16 protein-coding genes are annotated in these 20,407 nt (G+C 70.6%); 13 read left to right on the top strand and 3 right to left on the bottom strand.

Features of this window, described 5'->3' with window-relative positions; all coding sequences use genetic code 11:
• Positions 1-78 precede the first annotated feature (78 nt).
• The gene (locus KBO27_RS17445; RefSeq protein WP_210971058.1) at positions 79-1,227 is read right to left on the bottom strand and encodes a PQQ-dependent sugar dehydrogenase; all 1,149 of its coding nucleotides are present in this window, start codon (positions 1,225-1,227) and stop codon (positions 79-81) included.
• A 168-nt stretch (positions 1,228-1,395) separates the two neighbouring features.
• On the opposite strand from KBO27_RS17445, the gene mfd reads away from it, so the two are divergent.
• From mfd to KBO27_RS17420, 5 genes are all read left to right on the top strand, one after another.
• On the top strand, positions 1,396-4,980 hold the full coding sequence (gene mfd / locus KBO27_RS17440) for a transcription-repair coupling factor (protein WP_210971057.1): 3,585 nt from the start codon (positions 1,396-1,398) through the stop codon (positions 4,978-4,980).
• Positions 4,981-5,280: 300 nt separating this feature from the next.
• Entirely contained in the window at positions 5,281-6,210 is a 930-nt protein-coding gene (locus KBO27_RS17435; protein WP_307870464.1) for a SurA N-terminal domain-containing protein, read from the top strand.
• A gap of 78 nt (positions 6,211-6,288) precedes the next feature.
• Positions 6,289-7,269, top strand: a complete 981-nt coding sequence (locus KBO27_RS17430) for a nucleoside triphosphate pyrophosphohydrolase (RefSeq protein WP_210971056.1) — start codon at positions 6,289-6,291, stop codon at positions 7,267-7,269.
• Positions 7,262-8,014, top strand: a complete 753-nt coding sequence (locus KBO27_RS17425) for a lytic transglycosylase domain-containing protein (RefSeq protein ID WP_210971055.1) — start codon at positions 7,262-7,264, stop codon at positions 8,012-8,014. The genes KBO27_RS17430 and KBO27_RS17425 overlap by 8 nt, the downstream gene beginning before the upstream one ends.
• A gap of 65 nt (positions 8,015-8,079) precedes the next feature.
• Entirely contained in the window at positions 8,080-8,892 is an 813-nt protein-coding gene (locus KBO27_RS17420) for a lytic transglycosylase domain-containing protein (protein WP_307870463.1), read from the top strand.
• A 91-nt stretch (positions 8,893-8,983) separates the two neighbouring features.
• Here the strand turns inward: KBO27_RS17420 and KBO27_RS17415 are convergent, their stop codons facing one another.
• On the bottom strand, positions 8,984-9,361 hold the full coding sequence (locus KBO27_RS17415) for a tetratricopeptide repeat protein (protein WP_132681105.1): 378 nt from the start codon (positions 9,359-9,361) through the stop codon (positions 8,984-8,986).
• A gap of 316 nt (positions 9,362-9,677) precedes the next feature.
• Here KBO27_RS17415 and eno point away from each other — a divergent pair, with 316 nt between their 5' ends.
• From eno to KBO27_RS17400, 3 genes are read left to right on the top strand one after another with little or no spacing between them, the layout of a single operon-like run.
• Complete coding sequence (eno, locus tag KBO27_RS17410; RefSeq protein ID WP_210971054.1) at positions 9,678-10,964, top strand: phosphopyruvate hydratase; 1,287 nt, start codon at positions 9,678-9,680, stop codon at positions 10,962-10,964.
• A gap of 3 nt (positions 10,965-10,967) precedes the next feature.
• A complete protein-coding gene (locus KBO27_RS17405; RefSeq protein WP_132674089.1) occupies positions 10,968-11,513 on the top strand; it encodes an FtsB family cell division protein in 546 nt (181 codons plus the stop codon).
• A 5-nt stretch (positions 11,514-11,518) separates the two neighbouring features.
• Positions 11,519-12,013 carry a DUF501 domain-containing protein gene (locus KBO27_RS17400; RefSeq protein ID WP_210971223.1) on the top strand — a complete coding sequence of 165 codons (495 nt, stop codon included), beginning with the start codon at positions 11,519-11,521 and terminating at the stop codon, positions 12,011-12,013.
• A 70-nt stretch (positions 12,014-12,083) separates the two neighbouring features.
• On the opposite strand, the gene KBO27_RS17395 is transcribed toward KBO27_RS17400, so the two are convergent.
• Positions 12,084-13,673 (bottom strand): acyl-CoA dehydrogenase family protein, encoded by a 1,590-nt coding sequence (locus KBO27_RS17395; RefSeq protein ID WP_210971222.1) that lies wholly within the window; start codon positions 13,671-13,673, stop codon positions 12,084-12,086.
• 230 nt (positions 13,674-13,903) lie between these two features.
• Here KBO27_RS17395 and KBO27_RS17390 point away from each other — a divergent pair, with 230 nt between their 5' ends.
• The 5 genes from KBO27_RS17390 (at position 13,904) to KBO27_RS17370 (ending at position 20,401) form a co-directional block, all read left to right on the top strand.
• Positions 13,904-15,508: a lytic transglycosylase domain-containing protein gene (locus KBO27_RS17390; RefSeq protein ID WP_210971053.1), complete on the top strand. Its 1,605-nt coding sequence runs from the start codon at positions 13,904-13,906 to the stop codon at positions 15,506-15,508.
• Positions 15,509-15,650: 142 nt separating this feature from the next.
• A complete protein-coding gene (locus KBO27_RS17385; RefSeq protein ID WP_210971052.1) occupies positions 15,651-16,604 on the top strand; it encodes a Ppx/GppA phosphatase family protein in 954 nt (317 codons plus the stop codon).
• A 204-nt stretch (positions 16,605-16,808) separates the two neighbouring features.
• Positions 16,809-18,440 (top strand): peptide ABC transporter substrate-binding protein, encoded by a 1,632-nt coding sequence (locus KBO27_RS17380; RefSeq protein ID WP_210971051.1) that lies wholly within the window; start codon positions 16,809-16,811, stop codon positions 18,438-18,440.
• A 73-nt stretch (positions 18,441-18,513) separates the two neighbouring features.
• Positions 18,514-19,440 (top strand): ABC transporter permease, encoded by a 927-nt coding sequence (locus KBO27_RS17375; protein ID WP_210971050.1) that lies wholly within the window; start codon positions 18,514-18,516, stop codon positions 19,438-19,440.
• Positions 19,433-20,401, top strand: a complete 969-nt coding sequence (locus tag KBO27_RS17370; protein WP_210971049.1) for an ABC transporter permease — start codon at positions 19,433-19,435, stop codon at positions 20,399-20,401. Before KBO27_RS17375 ends, KBO27_RS17370 begins: the two co-directional genes overlap by 8 nt.
• The last annotated feature ends 6 nt before the right edge of the window (positions 20,402-20,407 follow it).

The raw sequence follows: 20,407 nt of genomic DNA, 5'->3' as shown, positions 1-20,407 counted from the left end.
CGGCGTACTCGCCACAACGCCGCTGACGAACCTGCGGCGGTGCGAGCTGAGTCCCACACCTGAAACAGCTGCCGCCTTCTAGAGCGTGATTCGCAGCAGTTCGTCGTTGGTGCCGTTCGAGGTGGTGACGTAGAGGCTGCCGTCCGGTGCTTGGCGGGCGGCGCGCAACCGGCCGTGGGTGTCGTCGAGCTCCGCCGGGATCTCCGGCGGGGACAGGGTGCCGTCGGGGTTGGGTCGGAAGACCAGGAGCTTGCTCCCCTTCAGCGCGGGCACCACCAGGGCGCCGTCCAGCTCGCCCCACTGCGGGCCGGTGAGGAATTCCGCCGCGCAGACCGCTTCGGTCGACGATCCGGAGGACCACGCCGCGCCCACCGCGTCGGGGAAGCGCTGCAGGTCGGTCATCGGCACCGACTCGTCGTACTCGTCGGTGGTGCCGCCCCGGGACGGGTCCCAGCCGTAGTTGCCGCCGGGTCGCAGGACGTTGACCTCGTCGTCGACGTCCGGGCCGTGCTCGGCGATGAACACCCGGCCGTCGGGGTGCAGCGCGACGCCCTGCGGGTTGCGGTGGCCGTAGGTGTGGACCAGCCGCTCGTTCGGATCGGGGGAGTCGGCGAAGGGGTTGTCCGGCATCGCCGCACCCGTGTCGAGGTTCATCCGCAGGACCTTCCCGCCGAGCGAGGTGCGGTCCTGCGAGAGCGGCGCCTGAGCCGTGTCACCCGTGCTGACCAGCAGCGATCCGTCCGCGCCGAGCTCCGGACGGCAGCCCGAGTGCCTGCCGGAGGAGTTGATCGGCAGGCCGGTCAGCAGGTCGCCGACGCGGTCCGCGCGCGAACCGTCCTCGGCCAGGTGCCACTTGACCAGCCGGATGTCGACCGGGTTGCCGCCCTCCTGGTGCGTCTGGCAGGTGATGAAGGTCCGGTTGTCGGCGAAGTCGGGGTGCACGAGCAGGCCCATCAGCCCGCCCTCGCCCTCGGCGCGGACCGAGGCCAGATCGGCCTGCACGTCGCGGGTCTGGCCACCGCTGACCAGTGCGAACTTCCCGGGGCGCTGGCTGATCAGGGAGCTGCCGTCGGGCGGGAAACCGACGTCCCACGCGTGTTCGAGCCCGGAGGCGACCGTCTCGACCTTCAGCTGGGGTGCCGAGGCGCCGGCGGGGTTCGGGGGAGCCGTCGCGCAACCGGCGGCGACCAGGGACAGGACCAGTGCTGCGGTTCTGATGCCCGACATGAAGATCAGTGTGTCACCGATCACGTCTCCGCCAACGGGTCGTCGTGTTTCCGTCATACCAGCGTCGTAGTCTGGGGTACCCACTCCCAGAGTGGCCGCCGCCTCTGGCCCATCTTTCCCGGGCAGAGGTGTGTCCGCATTCGCTTTTCTCCGCTGCGAGGTTGCTCCATGAGCCAGGCCGGTCCCCTGCGCGGACTGCTCGACAACGTGCTGCGCGATCCCGCCCTGCGGCGCCTGGTGGCCGCTGCGGACAGCCCACGCCTGGTCGTGGAGGGCCCGGCCGCAGCGCGCCCGCTGACCGCAGCCGCGCTCGCCGCAGGAGCGGACCGCCCGGTCCTGCTGGTCACCGCCACCGGCCGCGAGGCGGAGGAAGCCGCCGCCGCGACCGCCGATCTGCTCGGGCCCGAGGGCGTCGAGGTCTTCCCGTCCTGGGAGACGCTGCCGCACGAGCGCCTCTCGCCGCGCGCCGACACCGTCGGCCGCAGGCTCTCGGTGCTGCGCAGGCTGGCCCACCCCGAGGAGCACCCGTGCGGGCAGGTGCGGGTGCTGGTCACCACGGTCCGCAGCCTCATCCAGCCGATCGCGCCCGGTCTCGGCGAACTGCGCCCGGTCCGGCTGTCGGTCGGCGACGAGGTCGACTTCCAGGAGACCGTCGAACACCTGGCGGGACTGGCCTACGACCGCGTCGACATGGTCGAGAAGCGCGGCGAGTTCGCCGTGCGCGGCGGCATCGTCGACGTCTTCCCGCCCACCGAGGAGCACCCGCTGCGGGTGGAGTTCTGGGGCGACGAGGTCACCGAGATCCGCCCGTTCTCGGTCGCCGACCAGCGCTCCCTGCCGGAGGCCACCGACACCGACCTGACCGCGCCCGCCTGCCGCGAGCTCCTGATCACCGAGCAGGTCGCCGAGCGCGCGGGCAAGCTCGCCGAGCAGCACCAGGCCGACTCGCACCTCGCGGAGATGCTGGGCAAGATCGCCGGCGGCGCCCCGGTCGAGGGCATGGAAGCCCTCATCCCGGCGCTGTGCGAGGGCGAGATGCAGCTGCTCAGCGACCTCGTCCCGGCGGGCACGCACGTCGTCCCGGCCGATCCGGAGAAGATCCACGCCCGCGCCGCCGACCTGGTGCGCACCGGCCAGGAGTTCCTCGAAGCGTCCTGGATGGTCGCCGCAGACGGTGGCAAGGCCCCCATCGACCTGGGCGCCTCGGCCTACCGGGGTCTCGCCGAGGTCGCCGAGCACACCCGCGACATCGGCCTGCCCTGGTGGCCGCTGACCCAGCTGACCAGCGAGGAAGGCGAGGACGACGAGGTCGTCCGGCTGACCCTCAAGCAGCCCGACGCCTACCGCGGCGAGATCGAGCGCGCCTACGCCGACCTGCGCGCCCACGTCACCTCGGGCGGTGCGGCCGTGCTGGTCGTGGCCGGTGCGGGCACCGCGCAGCGCGCCGTGCAGCAACTGCGCGAAGCCGAGCTCCCCGCCTCGCTCGCCGAGGACGGGCTCGCCGAGGAACCCGCGCCCGGAGTGGTCACGGTCGTGCGCGGCGGGCTCGAAGACGGCTTCGCCGCGCCGGAGATCGCGCTGGTGGTGCTCACCGAAGCCGACCTGACCGGCGGCAGGCACGGGACGTCCACCAAGGACATGCGCCGGATGCCCTCGCGCCGCCGCAACGCCGTGGACCCGCTGGCGCTCAAGACCGGTGACTTCGTGGTGCACGACCAGCACGGCATCGGCAAGTACGTCGAGATGGTGCAGCGCACCGTCGGCGGTGCCACCCGCGAGTACCTGGTGCTGGAGTACTCCTCCAGCAAGCGCGGCCAGCCCGGCGACCGGCTGTTCGTGCCCACCGACCAGCTCGACGAGATCACCCGCTACGTCGGCGGCGAGACGCCGACGCTGAACAAGCTCGGCGGCTCGGACTGGAAGAACACCAAGGCCAAGGCGCGCAAGGCGGTCAAGGAGATCGCCGCCGAGCTCGTGCAGCTCTACGCCGCCCGCCAGTCCTCGCCCGGCCACGCCTTCGGCGGCGACACCCCGTGGCAGCGGGAGCTGGAGGACGCCTTCCCCTACACCGAGACCGGCGACCAGCTCGCCGCGATCGACGAGGTCAAGGCCGACATGCAGCGCTCGGTGCCGATGGACCGGGTGATCTGCGGCGACGTCGGCTACGGCAAGACCGAGATCGCCGTGCGCGCGGCGTTCAAGGCGGTGCAGGACGGCAAGCAGGTCGCCGTGCTGGTGCCCACGACGCTGCTCGCGCAGCAGCACCTCAACACCTTCGCCGACCGGATGCGCTCGTTCCCGGTGACCATCAAGGGCCTGTCCCGGTTCACCGACCCGATGGAGTCCGAGCAGACGATCAAGGGCCTGGCCGACGGCGAGGTCGACATCGTCATCGGCACGCACCGGCTGCTGCAGACCGGGCTCCGCTACAAGGACCTCGGCCTGGTGATCGTCGACGAGGAGCAGCGCTTCGGCGTCGAGCACAAGGAGCACATCAAGGCGCTGCGCACGCACGTCGACGTGCTGACCATGTCGGCCACGCCGATCCCGCGCACGCTGGAGATGAGCATGGCCGGCATCCGCGAGATGTCGACCATCCTGACCCCGCCGGAGGAGCGGCACCCGGTGCTGACCTACGTCGGCGCCTACGACCCGAAGCAGGTGGGCGCGGCGATCCGCCGCGAGCTGCTGCGCGACGGGCAGGTGTTCTTCGTGCACAACCGGGTCAGCGACATCGAGAAGGCGGCCCGCCAGCTGCGCGAGCTCGTCCCGGAGGCTCGGATCGTCACCGCGCACGGGCAGATGAACGAGGAGCGGCTGGAGAAGATCATCCAGGGCTTCTGGGAGCGCGAGCACGACGTGCTGGTGTGCACCACGATCATCGAGACCGGCCTGGACATCTCCAACTCCAACACGCTCATCGTCGACCGCTCCGACATGCTCGGCCTCGCCCAGCTGCACCAGCTGCGCGGACGCGTCGGCCGGGCGCGGGAACGCGGCTACGCGTACTTCCTGTACCCGCCGGAGAAGCCGCTGACCGACACCGCGCACGACCGGCTCGCCACGATCGCGCAGAACTCCGAGCTGGGCGCCGGCATGGCCGTGGCGATGAAGGACCTGGAGATCCGCGGCGCGGGCAACATCCTCGGCGCCGAGCAGTCCGGGCACATCGCCGGTGTCGGCTTCGACCTCTACGTGCGGCTGGTGGGGGAGGCCGTCGACGCCTTCCGCAGGCACGCCGGAGCCGAGCCCGCCGAGGGCGAGGAGGAGCTCACCGACGTGCGGGTGGACCTGCCGATCGACGCGCACATCCCGCACGACTACGTGCCCGGCGAGCGGCTGCGGTTGGAGGCGTACCGGAAGCTGGCCGCAGCGGCCAACCCGGACGACCTGGAGGCGGTGCGCGCCGAGCTCACCGACCGCTACGGGCCGCTGCCGGAGCCGGTGGAACGGCTGCTCAAGGTCGCCCGCTTCCGGCAGGTGTGCCGCGAGCACGGCGTCCGCGAGGTGACGTTGCAGGGCACGTCGCTGCGCTTCGCGCCGCTGGAACTGCCGGACTCCAAGCAGGTCCGGCTCAAGCGCCTGTTCCCGAAGGCCGTCTACAAGCCGGCCCTGCGCACCGTCTCGCTGCCGCGCCCCACCGAAGGTGCGGCAGGAGGGCGCATGGGAGCGCCGCAGTTGCGGGATGAGGCCCTGCTCGAATGGTGCGCAGACTTCCTCGAAACCCTCACCACGAACCCGGTTCCGGCTTGATGGTTTTTCCAGTGGTTGCTCTGCTCAGCGGTGCGGGTGGCGGAACCTGACACGCGTTCTGGCTCCGGGATCCGCGACTTGAGTATGTCCAATACGCGGCGCTGCGGCTGTCCTCCCCAGAAGACGTGTCAGAACCCGCGGCGGTGCGAGTTGCTCAGGTGGGGCACCGAGAAAGCACCTTCGGTGCTTGCCTGACGTGGGTTGGGTGCTCTTCTCAGGGTTCTGACGGGGTTGGCGAGAGTTCGACTTCGGACAGTGTTGTGGCTTCATCTGAGGGTTACTTCGTGAGAGGGTGCCCGCGTGACGATCTCGCTGCGCCGTGGCCGCTTGTTCGCTTCTCTCGCCGTTGCCGGCGTGCTGTTGTCGGGGTGCGGTTCCGGGCCCAGCCAGGTCGGTGCCGCCGCGATCGTCGGTGACCAGCGGATCCCGGTCACCGAGGTGCAGTCCTGGTTCTCCGAGGTGCTGGCGAAGGAGCCGGAGCTCAAACCGCAGCTGCGGGAGCAGGGGCAGTACGACGAGCTCGGGCGGACGCTGGCCGGTCAGCTGGTGCGCCAGGAGCTCGTCGCGCAGGCCGCTCGGGAGAACGGGCTGACCGCGTCCGAGCAGCAGATCACCGACATGATCAACCAGTGGGGCGGTCCGCAGGCCACCGAGGGCAAGATCTTCACGCCCGAGAACCTGCACGAGATGGCCCGCACCGAGGCGCTGGTGACCGAGCTGGGCCGCCGCTACTTCGACGGCCTGGCGGTCACCTTCGACTTCACCCAGGCCACCACCCGCGCCGAGGCCGAGCGCAAGGCCCACCAGATGGCGCAGGGCGACGCGGCCGTGCGCGACCTGATCGCCGCCGACGCCAAGGCGGGCCTCCCGGCCTCCGCGGGGCAGCAGCTGCGCGCGCTCGACAGCCCGAAGCTCGCGGCCTCCACGCCTCTGTTCAGCGCCGAGCCGGGCACGGTCCTGGCCTTCGAACCGGAACCCAACTCGGGTCAGTGGCTGATCGCGCTCATCCGCGACCGCAAGGCCGCACCGACGGCCAACCCGGCCGGTGGCGTGGACGACCAGACGTTGCAGGGCGTCGGCACCTTCCTGCTTGGAGCCACCGCCGACCGCGTCGGCGTCACCCTCAGCCCCCGCTACGGCGTGTGGGACCCGATCGGCCTCCAGCCCGTGCCGAACGAGGGCGAGACCACGGGCTTCCGCATCGAGCCGCACGAGCACGAGGGCGCCTGAGCCGGTTTTCGGCTGACGCCTCCCGGGTGTGGCGCACGTCGCTGAACCTCGGTCGTCCCCGGTTGGGACAATCGTCGTATGAGCGAGCTGCGGGTGGCCGAAGGTACTGCGATCGTCCTGGTGGACGACAGGCTCGGCGAGGCGCTGCCCCCGGCCGCGTTGCCGCTGGTCCGCAAGGCCGCCGCGGTCTTCGCGGGAGCCGGTCTGTCGGTGGCGGCCAAGGCCGCGCTCGACGTTCCCGAGGCACCGCAGGACCTCGTCGAGCGGGCCGCGACCGCGCCGACCGTGCTGATCACCGGCGAGATCGACGCCGTCGCCGAATCGCTGCGCGCCGCGGGCGCCTCCGTCGTCTCCTCGCCCGCGCCCGCCGGAGTGGAGCTGCTGGACGCGGTGACCGTGATGGACCGGCTGCGCTCGCCGGGCGGCTGCCCGTGGGACGCCGAGCAGGACCACGACTCGTTGCGCCAGTACCTCGTCGAGGAGACCTACGAGCTGCTCGACGCGATCGCGGAGAAGGACCGCTCGGCGCTGCGCGAGGAGCTCGGGGACGTGCTGCTGCAGGTCCTCTTCCACGCCCGGGTCGCCGCCGAGGACTCCGAGGACCCGTTCGACGTCGACGCCGTGGCGGCGGGTCTGGTCAGCAAGCTCGTCAGCAGGCACCCGCACGTCTTCGCCGACGACAGCACCGTGCTCGACACCGAGTCCCAGCACGCGCGCTGGGAGGAGCTCAAGCAGCAGGAGAAGCAGCGGGAGTCCATCGTGGACGGTGTCGCGCTCGGCCAGCCCGCCGTCGCGCTGGCCGCCAAGCTCACCCAGCGGGCCGGGCGGGCCGGAATCCCGCTGTCCGCCATGCCTTCCGGCGAGGACACCGGTTCGGCGCTGTTCGCGCTGGCCGCCGAGGCCAAGCTCGACGGGATCGACCCGGAGGACGCGCTGCGCGGGGTCGCCCTGGAGTTCGCGGAGCGCATCCGCGCGGCCGAACGCCGCACCCGCGAAGCGGGCGGCACCGCGCCCACCGCCGACGAGTGGCACGAGCTCCTCAGCGGTTCCGATGCGTGACCGCCGAGCGCTGGCGCTGCCGCTGCTGCTGGCCCTCGCCGCCTGCTCCCCGCCACCCGCACCCACGTCCGAGCCGCCGTCGGCGTCGGCCCCGCCGGATCCCGGCGTCGCCCCGCCGGCGGTCGCGCTGCTCGCCCCGGGGGCGTCGTCGCCGGACCGGCCGCAGGCGCAGCTGATCGACTGGTCCGAGCGGATGTCCGACGAGCTCAACATCCCCCGCGCGGCGCTGCAGGCCTACGGCTACGCGCAGCAGGCGATGAACGCCTCCGTCCCCGGCTGCGGGCTGAGCTGGACTGTGCTGGCGGGCATCGGCTCGGTGGAGTCCAGCCACGGCAGGCACGGCGGTGCCCGGCTCGACGGGACCGGCAGGCCCGACCCCCGCATCATCGGCTTACCGCTCGACGGCAGCGCCGGGGTCAAGGCGATCCGGGACACCGACGGCGGGAACCTCGACGGGGATCCGGTGTGGGACAGGGCCGTCGGGCCGCTGCAGTTCATCCCGTCGACCTGGCGCAAGTACGAGGTCGACGCCGACGGTGATGGCGTCGCCGACCCGCAGGACCTCGACGACGCCGCGCTGACCGCCGGGCGGTACCTGTGCGCGGTCGGCCACGACCTGCGCGACGGCGACCGGTTCTGGGCGGCACTGCTGGACTACAACCAGTCCCGCAGCTACGGCCAGGACGTCATCGACTACGCCGACCACTACGGGAAGACCAGCCGGTCACTGCCGGCCCAGGGTTGATCCCGGAGGGTGGTCGGTGCCCGGAAGTGCTGGAGCCGGGGGCTACCTGCAAGTAGCCTGTGCGAGTGATCAGGACCTCGCCAACGGTGCTCGCGGCCCTCGGACGCCTCGTGCTGGCCGTATCGCTGCTGGCCGCGATGGTCGTCGGCGTCGCCCTGGTCAACGTCCTCGGCGCCCCGCCGAAGGCGCCGGTGGCCGCGCCGCCGCGCCCTGAGGACCCCAAGCCCGCGCCGGTCGCGCCCGGATCGATCGCGCCACCGGTCCAGGCCCCGCAGGTGGAGGCCCCGCCGCAGCCGCAGCCCGGCGTCGACCCCGTGCGCGAGTGGGCGAACCAGATCTCGGCGGTCGTCGACCTGCCGGCTCGCGCGGTCGTCTCCTACGTCAACGCGGACCTGGCGATGCGCCAGCACCAGCCGAGCTGCCGGATCTCCTGGACCACGCTCGCCGGCATCGGCCGCATCGAGTCCAACCACGGCCGGTTCGGCCACCGGCAGCTGCGCGAGGACGGCCGCCCGTCGGTGCCGATCATCGGCATCAAGCTCGACGGCGGACCCAACGTGCGGCTCATCCCGGACAGCGACGGGGGAGCGCTGGACGGCGACGTCGAGCACGACCGGGCCGTCGGTCCGATGCAGTTCATCCCCACGACGTGGCGCAAGTGGGCCACCGACGGCAGCGGCGACGGCCGCGGCGACCCGCAGAACCTCGACGACGCGGCCGTCTCCGCCGCGCGCTACCTCTGCGCGAACGGCCGCGACATGTCCACCGGCTCCGGCTGGTGGCAGGGCGTCATGTCCTACAACAACTCCGTCGAGTACGCCCAGAAGGTCTTCGGCCTGGCCGAGAACTACGCAGCAGCAGGAAACCCCCGCCGCTAACCCCGACCCCAGACCTCACCGGAACCCGGGACGGGATTTCAGTGCGGGAGGGCGCTTGGGCCGCGCGGAGGGGACCGAGCAGGCGGTGGGGTCAGGAGGAGCGGACGGCTATGTGGGCGTTGATCTCGCCCAGGGCCTCTTGGTAGGCCGGGTCCGGGTACATGGTGGCGGCCAGGCGGAGCTGGGCCCTGGCCTCGTTGAGGCGACCCTGGCGTTGCAGCGTCCGGCCCAGGACCAGTCGCGCGTAGTGGTCGGACGGATCGATCTCCAGCACGCGCAGGAACGCGCGTTCGGCTCGGCGCAGCTGCGCCGAGAAGTAGTACGCCCGCCCCAGGAGCAGCTGCACGCTGGGCTTGTCGGGGGCGACGTCGACAACGGGTTCGAGGACTCGGAGGGCTTCCAGCGGGCGGCGCTGCGCGAGCAGTTCCTCCGCTCGCCGGAACGCTTCGACGGTGCCTTCGTTCGTCATGGCGCGGACAACGTTAATCCGCGATCGGCTGTTCCGAGACCTCCGACCGGATGGTCTTGTGGTGACGCAGAGGCATCGAGCGCCCCACGTCGAGGCGACTTCGCGGTGCCGTGACCTCCCGGAAGGCGAACGGCCGACGAACACCGGGTGTGGAGATCGAGCGGCGCAGATCACGGCATCGCGAGTCTGCGGCGAGCGCTGCGCCCGCCCGGTTAGGCTCGTAGTCGGTTGTCGGGGCGGACAGCCGGTTCGCGGCGTGCGGGAACGTCGTGTCGGTTGCTCCCGTCCTATGAGTCCAAGCTGGTTAGGAGCACACGTGGCGATCATCGAACAGGTCGGCGCCCGCGAGATCCTCGATTCGCGCGGTAACCCCACCGTCGAGGTCGAAGTGGCATTGGAGGACGGCACGCTCAGTCGCGCCGCGGTCCCCTCGGGCGCCTCGACCGGCGAACACGAGGCCGTCGAGTTGCGCGACGGCGACGCCGGCCGCTACGGCGGCAAGGGCGTGGAGAACGCCGTCTCGGCCGTGCTGGACGAGATCGGACCCGAACTGACCGGCCTGGACGCCACCGAGCAGCGCGTGGTCGACCAGAAGCTGGTGGACCTCGACGGCACCCCGGACAAGTCCCGGCTGGGCGCCAACGCGATCCTCGGCGTCTCGCTGGCGGTGGCCAAGGCCGCCGCGGAGGCGTCCGAGCTGGAGCTGTTCCGCTACATCGGCGGCCCGAACGCGCACGTGCTGCCGGTGCCGATGATGAACATCCTCAACGGTGGTGCCCACGCCGACACCGGTGTGGACATCCAGGAGTTCATGATCGCGCCGATCGGTGCGGACACCTTCGCCGACGCGCTGCGCTGGGGTGCGGAGACCTACCACGCGCTGAAGTCGGTCCTGAAGTCCAAGGGCCTGCCCACCGGCCTGGGTGACGAGGGCGGTTTCGCCCCCGACCTGCCCAACAACCGCGAGGCGCTGGACCTGATCGCTTCGGCGATCGAGAAGGCCGGCTACAAGCTGGGCCGCGACATCGTGCTGGCCCTCGACGTGGCTGCCACCGAGTTCTTCAACGAGGGCACCTACAACTTCGAGGGCACCAAGCGCACCGCCGACCAGATGGCGGAGTACTACCAGGAGCTCGTCTCGGCCTACCCGCTGGTGTCCATCGAGGACCCGCTGGGCGAGGACGACTGGGACGGCTGGGTCAAGCTGACCAAGCAGGTCGGCGACAAGGTGCAGCTGGTCGGCGACGACCTGTTCGTCACCAACCCGGAGCGCCTGGAGGACGGCATCAACAAGGGTGCCGCCAACGCGCTGCTGGTCAAGGTCAACCAGATCGGCACGCTCTCGGAGACCCTGGACGCGGTCAGCCTGGCCACCTCGTGCGGCTACAAGAGCATGATGAGCCACCGCTCCGGCGAGACCGAGGACACCACGATCGCCGACCTGGCGGTGGCCACCGGCTGCGGCCAGATCAAGACCGGTGCTCCGGCGCGGAGCGAGCGGGTTGCCAAGTACAACCAGCTGCTGCGCATCGAAGAGGGCCTCGGCGACGCCGCCCGCTACGCGGGTGAGCTGGCGTTCCCGCGGTTCAACGCGGAGAGCTGAGCCATGCCGGCCGGGCGCGCATCGAATTCGCAGGGGCGCGGCGAGCGGAACGTTCCGCCGTCGCGCCGGCAGGTGCGCGCCCGCCGGGACTCGGCTCAACGCAAGACGACCGGGACGAGTTCGGTTCGGGGCACCCCGAAGCGGCGCCCGGCGAGCAGGGCGAAGTCCAGCACCGGGGGCGCGTTCAAGCTTTCCTCGACGCGTCGCGCGGCGGTGCTGGCGCTGCTGGTGTGCGTGATGGCGCTGAGCGTCGCGGTGCCGCTGCGCACCTACCTCAGCCAGCGCGACGAGCTCGCCGCGCAGGAGTCGCAGCGAGTCGAGCTGGAGATCCAGGTTCGCGAGCTGGAGCAGCGCAAGCAGGAGCTCTCCGATCCCGCGCAGGTCGAGGCGGAGGCGCGGGCGCGGCTCGGCTACGTCCGGCCGGGGGAGACGCCCTACATCGTGGAGGTCCCGCAGGCTCCGGCCCCGCCGCCTCCGCGGGCACCCGGTGACGACGGGGTGCCGTGGTACGAGGAGATGTGGAACTCGGTGTTGGGGAAGGAATCGTGACGGTCGTGGATACGTCGCTGGTCAGCGAGGCGGACCGGGAGTGCGTCCGGCGTCAGCTCGGACGGCCGCCCCGGGGGCTGCACGCGATCGCGGCACGTGATGCCTCCGGTGAGCCGACGGTCGTGCAGACCTGGCCCCGGCTGGAGGACGGCACGCCGTTCCCGACGCTGTACTACTTGACGGCCCCCGACCTCACGGCCCACGCCTCGACGTTCGAGGCGGAGGGCCTGATGAAGGAGATGGCCGAGCGGCTGGAGACCGACGAGGACCTGGCGGCCCGCTACCGCGCCGCCCACGAGTCCTACCTGGCCGAGCGCAACGCCCTGGAGTCGCTGGGCACCGACGTCAGCGCGGGCGGCATGCCGGACCGCGTGAAGTGCCTGCACGTCCACATCGCGCACTCCTTGGCGAAGGGCCCCGGGGTGAACCCGTTCGGCGACGAGGCCGTCGACCTCATCGCCGAGCGCTGGCCCGAGCACCGCTACCTGCTCAACCGCTGACGCTCCCTCCGCGTCGCGGATCTCGGGCGCCACAGCGTGATCGAGGGGATCGGTACGGGCCAGAACCACCTCACTGACCAGGTGCGATGCGGTCGAAGAGCGACTTGGCTCCCGTGACCGGGGTCGAGCCGAAGGTCCGGCCCGGTTCCGCCAGGCGCGTCGCGATGAACGCGTCCGACACCGCTGCCGGGGCGTAGCGCTGGAGCAGCGACGCCTGCAGCGTCAGCGCCAGCGACTCCGCCAGGGCCCGCGCCCGTTCCGGGCGGGGATCGGCGAGTTCCGCGCGGACGCGGCGCAGCGCGTCGTCGTAGGCGGCGTTCTCGCCGGCGGCGGCGTCGAGCTCGGCGAGGATCGCGTCCCGGCTCGTCGGCTGCTTGGCCAGCGCCCGCAGCAGGTCCAGCGCGGTGACGTTGCCCGAGCCCTCCCAGATCGACATCAGCGGCGCCTCGCGGTAGAGCCGGGGCATCCCGGACTCCTCGACGTAGCCGTTGCCGCCCAGGCACTCCAGCGCCTCGGCCACCACGTACGGGGCGCGCTTGCAGACGTAGAACTTCGTCGCGGGCAGCGCCAGCCGGAGCAGGTCGTGCTCCTGCTGCTCGACGGCCGCCGCCAGCCGCATCGCCAGCGTCGTCGCCGCTTCGGACTCCAGCGCCAGGTCCGCGACCACCTGCTGCATCAGCGGTTGGTCGGCCAGCCGGGCGCCGAACGCGCTGCGCTGCTGCACGTGGTGGGCAGCCTCCGACAGCGCGATCCGGACGTTCGCCGACGCGCCGAGCACGCAGTCGAGCCTGGTCATCGACACCATCTCGATGATGCAGCGGACCCCGCGCCCCTCCTCGCCGATGAGGTGCCCGATCGCGCCGGTGTACTCGATCTCGGACGAGGCGTTGGACTTGTTGCCCAGCTTGTCCTTCAGCCGCTGCAGGCGGATCTCGTTGCGGGTGCCGTCGGGCAGCACGCGCGGGACCAGGAAGCAGCTCAGCCCGCCCGAGGTCTGCGCGAGCGTCAGGAACAGGTCGTTCATCGGCGCCGAGGTGAACCACTTGTGCCCGACCAGCCGGTACGTGCCGTCGGCCAGCGGTTCGGCGGTGGTGGTGTTGGCGCGGACGTCGGAACCGCCCTGCTTCTCGGTCATCGACATGCCGGCCAGCAGCGCCGACTTCTCCTGCGGCGGGCGCAGCCCGAACTCGTAGCGGCGGGCGGTGAGCTTCGGCTCGAACTCGGCGGCCAGCTCCGGCGACCAGCGCAGCGCGGGGACCGCGGCGTAGGTCATCGAGATCGGGCAGCCGTGCCCGGCCTCGGCCTGCGACCACAGGTAGAACCCGGCGGCCCGGCGCAGGTGCGCGCCCGCTCCCTGCCCCCACGGGGCGGCGTGCAGGCCGTGCGCGATCGCCCGCTCCATCAGCCGGTGCCACGACGGGTGGTACTCGACCTCGTCGACGCGGTTGCCGTAGCGGTCGTGGGTGCGCAGCTGCGGCGGGTTCTCGTCGGCGAGCCTGCCGTGCTCGCGGGTCTCGGCCGAACCGGCCTCCAGCGCGAGCGGGGTCAGGTCGCCGACGGCGTAGCGGGTCAGCGCCGAACCCAGCGCGGGGTCGCAGGCCAGCGGATCGAATCCGGACAGCGGTGAAGCCTGGTTCACGACCTGGTGGGTGCTGTGCACGCGCGGCTCGTCGATGAGCGTCATGCCCGGAGCGTAGGCACAAATCCCCGCGAGATGAATGCCTCGATCCGATGCAGCTGGATTCCAGGTGGGCAAGCTTCTCCGGCGGCTCGGTCGGGTGAAGTCGCGCGGCGAGTGCCCCCGAGGTGGTGTATCCAGGGGTTCGGCTGTTTGGCGGAGTGCTCGATTCAGGCGTGGGGGTTTGACGAGTGGGGGACCGCAGGAAGCGCATGGCCCGGAGGAAGGATCCGACGGGTGTGCTGGCGCGACGACGGGCCCGGAGGTGGCTGGCGGTCACCGCGATGGCACCGGTCCTGGCGCTCCCGGCGGGTTTGCTGAGCGCCTCGGCCCTGCCCACCGGACCAGCCCCGGGACCGCAGGCGTCCGCGCTGCGCGAGCTGGGTGTGAGCGGGAACCTGCCGCAGGCTCCGGTGCTCAGCCCTCGGCTTCTGAACGAGGCAGCCGACCCGGCGCAGCTCGCCGCCGTGCCGCAGGCCGCGCCCCGGGCGGAGCTGCCCGTCGGTGAGCTCGGCATCCCCGAACCCGTGCTGGCCGCCTACATGCAGGCGGCGCGCGAGGTGGAGCAGATCCAGGCCTGCGGGCTGCACTGGTCGGTGCTGGCGTCGATCGGGCGCATCGAGTCCGGGCACGCCCGCAACGGCGCCATCGACGTCAACGGCACGACGGTGCACGCGATCCTCGGCCCCCAGCTGTCCGGCGGGCCGGAGGTCGCGGCGATCCCGGACACCGACGCCGGGCGCTTCGACGGCGATCGGGTGTGGGACCGGGCGGTCGGGCCGATGCAGTTCATCCCGTCGACCTGGCGGAAGTTCGCCTCCGACGGCAACCAGGACGGCGTCCAGAGCCCGCACAACGTGCCCGATGCGGCGGCCGCGGCGGGCACCTACCTCTGCAGCGGCGGCGAGGACCTCAACGATCCGCGCGCTCTGGCGGCGGCCGTGTTCCGCTACAACCACTCCGAGAGCTACGTCCGCACGGTTCTGGTCTGGGCCGACGCCTACCGGCGCGGTGTCACGCCGACCCCGGCCGAGCTGGCTCCGGAGACCAGCGACCTCCTGGCCGCTGAGCGGACTGCCGAGAGCCCGAGCGCGCTGGCGCTGCCGGAGCCCGAGCCGCTGACGATCCCGGAGATCGAGCCCGTGGCGCCGATCCCGGATCCGCAGCCGCAGGCGTTCGAGCCGGTCGTGCCGGAAACCGCTCCGCAGGCCGAGCCGGAGCCGCTGGTCGCTCCGGTCGAGCCGGTCGTGCCGCAGCAGCCGTCGACCGCACCCGCGCCGTCGCAGATCCCGCCGCCCCAGCCGGTTCCGTCGAGCGCGGAACCCCTGCCGTCGAGCCAGCAGCCTGCCCCGCAGAGTCCGGAATCCTCGCCGTCGAGCTCGGTGCCCGTTCCGCAGAGCTCGGAACTGGCGCCGCAGAGCTCGGTGCCCGCGCCGCAGAGCTCGGCGCCCGCGCCGCAGAGCTCGGTGCCCGCGCCGCAGAGCTCGGTGCCCGCGCCGCAGAGCTCGGTGCCCGCGCCGCAGAGCTCGGAGCCCGCTCCGCAGAGCTCGGCGCCGGTTCCGCAGAGCTCGGAGCCCGTGCCGTCGACGAGTTCACCAGAGCTGGTCCCGCCGCCTTCCGAGGTCGGCGAAACCTGCGACACGGCTCTGCTCGACCGCGGCGAGTTCGCCCTCATCGAACCGCTCGCGGGCGACGACGTGCTGCCCGGCGAATCGCCCCCGATGCTGGCGCAGCCCGACTCCGAGGTCTTCACCGACGCCGGTGGCGTGGCGGAGCCCTGCACCGTTCCCGACGCTTACACCCCCAGACCGCAGTAACCGCCGGACCCCGGCACCGGGCCGCGCGCGCTCCTTCCGCGGGAACGTGCGCGGCCCGGCGCTTTCCTCGCCCCGGCCTCGGGCCCGATAGCGTGGGGGAGCGGCCGGAAACGCCGGTGCGCAGCTGGGCGAGGAGGGTGCGATGGCACGGGTTGCGGCGATCGACTGCGGGACGAACTCGATTCGCCTGCTGGTCGCGGACGTCACGGTGCACGAGGACGGGCGCAAGGATCTGCGCGACATCTACCGCACGATGCGCATCGTCCGGCTCGGCCAGGGCGTGGACGCCACCGGCCGGCTCGCGCCGGAGGCGATCGAGCGCACCCGCGCGGCGCTGGTCGACTACGCCGCGATGGCCGCGCGCAAGGGCGTCGAACGGGTCCGGATGGTGGCGACCTCGGCGACCCGCGACGCGGAGAACCGCGAGGACTTCTTCTCCATGGTCCGCGAGACGCTGGGCGTCGACGCCGAGGTGATCACCGGTGACGAGGAGGCGCGGCTGTCGTTCGTCGGCGCCGTCGGCGATCTCGACCCGCTGGACGGGCCTTTCGTGGTGACCGACGTCGGTGGCGGTTCCACCGAGGTCGTGGTGGGCACCTGGGACGGCGCGAACGCCGACATCACCGCCGCGCATTCCGCCGACATCGGCTGCGTGCGGCTGACCGAGCGGTGCCTGCGCGACGACCCGCCGACCGAGGCGGAGGTCGACGAGGCCGAGAAGGTCGCGCGTCAGATCCTCGACGAGGCGTTCGCCCGGGTCGACGTCAGCGGGGCCCGGACCTGGGTCGGAGTCGCCGGAACCGTCACGACGCTCTCCGCGATCGCGCAGGATTTGCCCGAATACGATCCTCAAGCGATCCACCTTTCCCATATTTCCCAGAACCGTGTCGAACAAATCGCCGAACAACTTCTTTCCATGTCGCATGAAGAGCGTTCGAAGATCGGATCGATGCATCCGGGTCGCGTGGATGTGATCGGGGGCGGTGCGCTGGTGGTCAAGGTGCTCGCGCAGGAGTTTTCGGAGCGCAGCGGCATCTCCTCGATGACTGCTAGTGAGCACGACATCCTGGACGGCATTGCCCTGTCGATCAGCTAGTTCCCAGAGGGTGGACACGTTGTCCCGATTGCAAAGAATGGGAACGGTGTATCGATTCAGAAAGTGACGGCTTTGTGACACTGCATTGCCGCCGCCCGGTTCTCACTTATGTTTACGCACGTCTGACGCGACGGTGAAGAACCGTCGTGCGTGATGCCCCTGGAAAACAAACCCGGGGCGCGCGTGGGAAGCGGGAGGACCTACATGCGAAAGGGACGTTTGGCCGCATTGGTCGCGGCCCCGCTGGCGGTGGCGTTGCTCGCCACCGGCTGCGGCGGTGGCGGCAGCGGCTCGGGAGAGGACGGCATCGTCACCCTTGACTGGGGCGAGCCGGAGAACCCTCTTGTCCCGGCGAACACCACCGAGGAAAACGGTGGTTTCATCGTGAACTCCATGTTCACGGGTCTGGTGAACTACCGCGCCAGCGACCTCAAGGTCGAGAACGCGGTCGCCGAGTCGATCCAGACCACGGACAACCAGAACTTCACGATCAAGCTCAAGCCGGGCTGGACCTTCCACGACGGCACGCCGGTCAAGGCGAAGAACTTCGTCGACGCCTGGAACTACTCGGCCTACGGCCCCAACGGTTTCCAGGGTGCGAGCTTCTTCGAGCAGATCGACGGCTACGACCAGCTGCAGTCCGAGGACCCCGACGGTGACGAGGGCCCGGCACAGGCCCCGACGCCGCCGGCCAAGGAGATGTCCGGTCTCAAGGTCGTCGATGACACGACGTTCACGGTGAAGCTGAAGGCGCCGTTCACGATCTTCCCGGTCGTGCTGGGCTACTCCGCTTACATGCCGCTGCCCGACGCGTTCTTCGCCGATCCCAAGGGCTTCGAGCAGCACCCGATCGGCAACGGTCCGTTCAAGTTCCAGGACCGCACTCCCAACGTCGAGCTGAACCTGGCCGCCTACGACAAGTACGCGGGCACCGACAAGCCGACGATCAAGGGCGCCAAGTTCAAGGTCTACGACAACCTGGACACCGCCTACCAGGACCTGGTCTCGGGCAACCTGGACTTCCTGCGCGCCGTTCCGGTCTCCGCGCTGGTCGGCGACAAGTGGAAGCAGGAACTCGGCGAGCGCGCGAAGCAGAAGCCGGGCCTGCTCACCCAGAACCTGGGCATCCCGATCTACGACGAGAAGTTCAAGAACCCGCTGGTCCGCAAGGCGATCTCGATGTCGATCGACCGCAAGACCATCACCCAGCAGGTGTTCTCGGGCGGTCGTGACCCGGCGGACGGCTTCGCCACCGCTGCGGCCGACGGCTACCGCCCCGGCCAGTGCGGCGAGGCGTGCGAGTTCAACCCGGAGAAGGCCAAGCAGTACCTGGCCCAGGCCGGCGGCTTCCAGGGCACCCTGACCCTGGAGACCAACGCCGACGGCGGTCACAACGAGTGGGTCCAGGCCGTGGCCGCGAGCATCCAGCAGAACCTGGGCATCCAGACCCAGTTCGTGCCGGTGCCGACCTTCGGCGAGTTCCGCCAGAAGGCCAACGCGTTCCAGTTCGACGGTCTGTTCCGGACCGGTTGGAAGGCCGACTACCCGAACATCGAGACGTTCCTGACGCAGCTGTACCGCACGGACGCGTCGTCGAACGACTACAAGTACTCCAACCCGGCGTTCGACGCCGCGCTGGACAAGGCGAACGCGGCTCCCACCACGGAGGCCGCCACCGCCGCCTACGCCGATGCGGAGAAGCTGCTGGGGGAGGACCTTCCGGTCATCCCGCTGTGGACCCAGCCGGTGCAGTACGGCTTCTCGGAGCGAGTCGCCGAAGGTGAGGTCAAGGCCTACCGCGAGCTCGACTTGAGCACGGTGCGCCTGAACCCGTAAAACCGAGTGCGCGCCCGGCCCATCGAAACCCGGTGGGCCGGGCCCTGCGCTGCTGTTGATGGAGGAGGCCCGGATGGGTCGCTACGTGTTGCGGCGGTTGCTGCAACTGATCCCGGTTTTCATCGGGACGACTTTTATCATCTACCTGCTGGTGTGGGCGATTCCCGGCGACCCGTTCGCGGGCAAGTGCGGCGACCGCGGCTGCCCTCCGGCCTACATCGCGGAGATGCAGGAGAAGTACAACCTGGACGATCCGCTGATCATCCAGTACTTCAAATATCTGGGAAACCTGCTGACGGGTGATTTCGGGGAGACCTACTCCGGTACGGCGATCTCCTCGCTGCTCGAACAGGCCTATCCGGTCACCGTCCGGCTCGCCCTCGTCGCTCTGATCATCGAGGGCATCATCGGTCTGCTCGCCGGTGTCCTGACCGGCCTCCGCGGGCGCGGCTTCCTGGACAACCTGGTGCTGGTGTCCACCCTGTTCCTGATCGCGCTGCCGGTGTTCGTCACCGGTTTCGTGCTGCAGATCGTGCTCGGCTCCGAGCTGGGCCTGATCAAGACCACGGTCTCCTCCGATCCCACGATCGGTGAACTCCTCGTCCCCGGGTTCGTCCTCGGATCCCTGTCCATGGCCTACGTCTCGCGGCTGACGCGGACGAGCATGATGGAGAACAAGCACGCGGACTTCGTGCGCACCGCTGTCGCCAAGGGCCTCGCGCCCCGCCGCGTCGTCGGAGTGCACATGCTGCGCAACTCCATGATCCCGGTGGTCACGTTCCTGGGCACCGACCTGGGCGCGCTGATGGGTGGTGCGATCGTCACCGAAGGCGTGTTCAACGTCCGCGGCATCGGCGGACTGGTCTACAAGGCGATCACGACGCAGGAAGGCACCACGGTGACCGGGATCGTCACCGTCCTGGTGCTGGTCTACCTGCTGATGAACCTGCTGGTGGACATTCTCTACGCGGTGCTCGACCCGAGGATCCGATATGACTGACCCACGCCCCACCACCGGCCTCGCCGCGACCACCACCCCCGCGGCCGAGGCACCACGAGCGGACGAGAAGAACGAGCAGGCCAAGAACGAGAAGCCTCGCGGTCTCTGGAGCGACGCGTGGCGCGATCTGCGCCGGCGTCCGCTGTTCCTGATCGCCTCGGGGATCATCCTCCTGCTGCTGATCATCGCCGCGTTCCCGCAGCTGTTCACGAGCGCGGATCCGAACTTCCAGGACCTGACCAAGGCGCGCGACACCCCGTCGGGGGAGGCGTGGTTCGGCTACGACAACCTCGGCCGCGACCTCTACGCCAGGACCATCATCGGCGCTCGCGCGTCGATCCTGGTGGGCCTGGCGGCGACGTTGCTGACGGTGCTGCTCGGTGGCCTGATCGGCATCATCGCCGGGTACTTCGGCGGCATCGTGGACACGCTGATCTCGCGGTTCTCCGAGATCTTCATGGGCCTGCCGTTCGTGCTCGGCGCGATCGTCATCCTGACCACGTTCAACGCCGACATCAAGATCCCCAGCGGCAGCCGGATCATCACCCAGGTCGTGGTGACGATCGCGGTGCTGTCCTGGCCGATCTCGATGCGCATCATGCGGTCGGCGGCGATCGCGGCCAAGCAGCAGGACTACGTCAAGGCGGCCCGCGCGCTGGGCGCGAGCCCGACCCGGATCATCATGCGGCACGTGCTGCCCAACACCCTGGCGCCGGTGATGGTCTACGCGACCATCGCGCTCGGCGGGTTCATCGGTGCCGAGGCGACGCTGTCGTTCCTGGGCATCGGCCTGCGCGAGCCGGTCGTGTCGTGGGGCGTGATGATCTCCGACTCGCGCAACTACATCCAGGCCGCCCCGCACCTGCTGTTCTTCCCGGCCGGTTTCCTGGTGGTCACGGTCCTGGCGTTCGTGATGCTCGGTGACGCCGTCCGCGACGCGCTCGACCCGAAGCAGAAGTAGGAGAAA

It is taken from the genome of Saccharopolyspora endophytica (assembly GCF_018070075.1).
GTDB lineage: Bacteria > Actinomycetota > Actinomycetes > Mycobacteriales > Pseudonocardiaceae > Saccharopolyspora > Saccharopolyspora endophytica.
Note: the sequence above shows the minus strand (reverse complement) of the source record. Positions and strands in the feature narration are given on the sequence as shown.

What these genes read in the sequence shown, in the direction of transcription:
- KBO27_RS17445 (WP_210971058.1), bottom strand. Translation starts at nt 1,227, where the DNA reads ATGTCGGGCATCAGAACCGCAGCACTGGTCCTGTCCCTGGTCGCCGCC.
- mfd (WP_210971057.1), top strand. Translation starts at nt 1,396, where the DNA reads ATGAGCCAGGCCGGTCCCCTGCGCGGACTGCTCGACAACGTGCTGCGC.
- KBO27_RS17430 (WP_210971056.1), top strand. Translation starts at nt 6,289, where the DNA reads ATGAGCGAGCTGCGGGTGGCCGAAGGTACTGCGATCGTCCTGGTGGAC.
- KBO27_RS17425 (WP_210971055.1), top strand. Translation starts at nt 7,262, where the DNA reads ATGCGTGACCGCCGAGCGCTGGCGCTGCCGCTGCTGCTGGCCCTCGCC.
- KBO27_RS17415 (WP_132681105.1), bottom strand. Translation starts at nt 9,361, where the DNA reads ATGACGAACGAAGGCACCGTCGAAGCGTTCCGGCGAGCGGAGGAACTG.
- KBO27_RS17405 (WP_132674089.1), top strand. Translation starts at nt 10,968, where the DNA reads ATGCCGGCCGGGCGCGCATCGAATTCGCAGGGGCGCGGCGAGCGGAAC.
- KBO27_RS17390 (WP_210971053.1), top strand. Translation starts at nt 13,904, where the DNA reads ATGGCCCGGAGGAAGGATCCGACGGGTGTGCTGGCGCGACGACGGGCC.
- KBO27_RS17385 (WP_210971052.1), top strand. Translation starts at nt 15,651, where the DNA reads ATGGCACGGGTTGCGGCGATCGACTGCGGGACGAACTCGATTCGCCTG.
- KBO27_RS17380 (WP_210971051.1), top strand. Translation starts at nt 16,809, where the DNA reads ATGCGAAAGGGACGTTTGGCCGCATTGGTCGCGGCCCCGCTGGCGGTG.
- KBO27_RS17375 (WP_210971050.1), top strand. Translation starts at nt 18,514, where the DNA reads ATGGGTCGCTACGTGTTGCGGCGGTTGCTGCAACTGATCCCGGTTTTC.
- KBO27_RS17370 (WP_210971049.1), top strand. Translation starts at nt 19,433, where the DNA reads ATGACTGACCCACGCCCCACCACCGGCCTCGCCGCGACCACCACCCCC.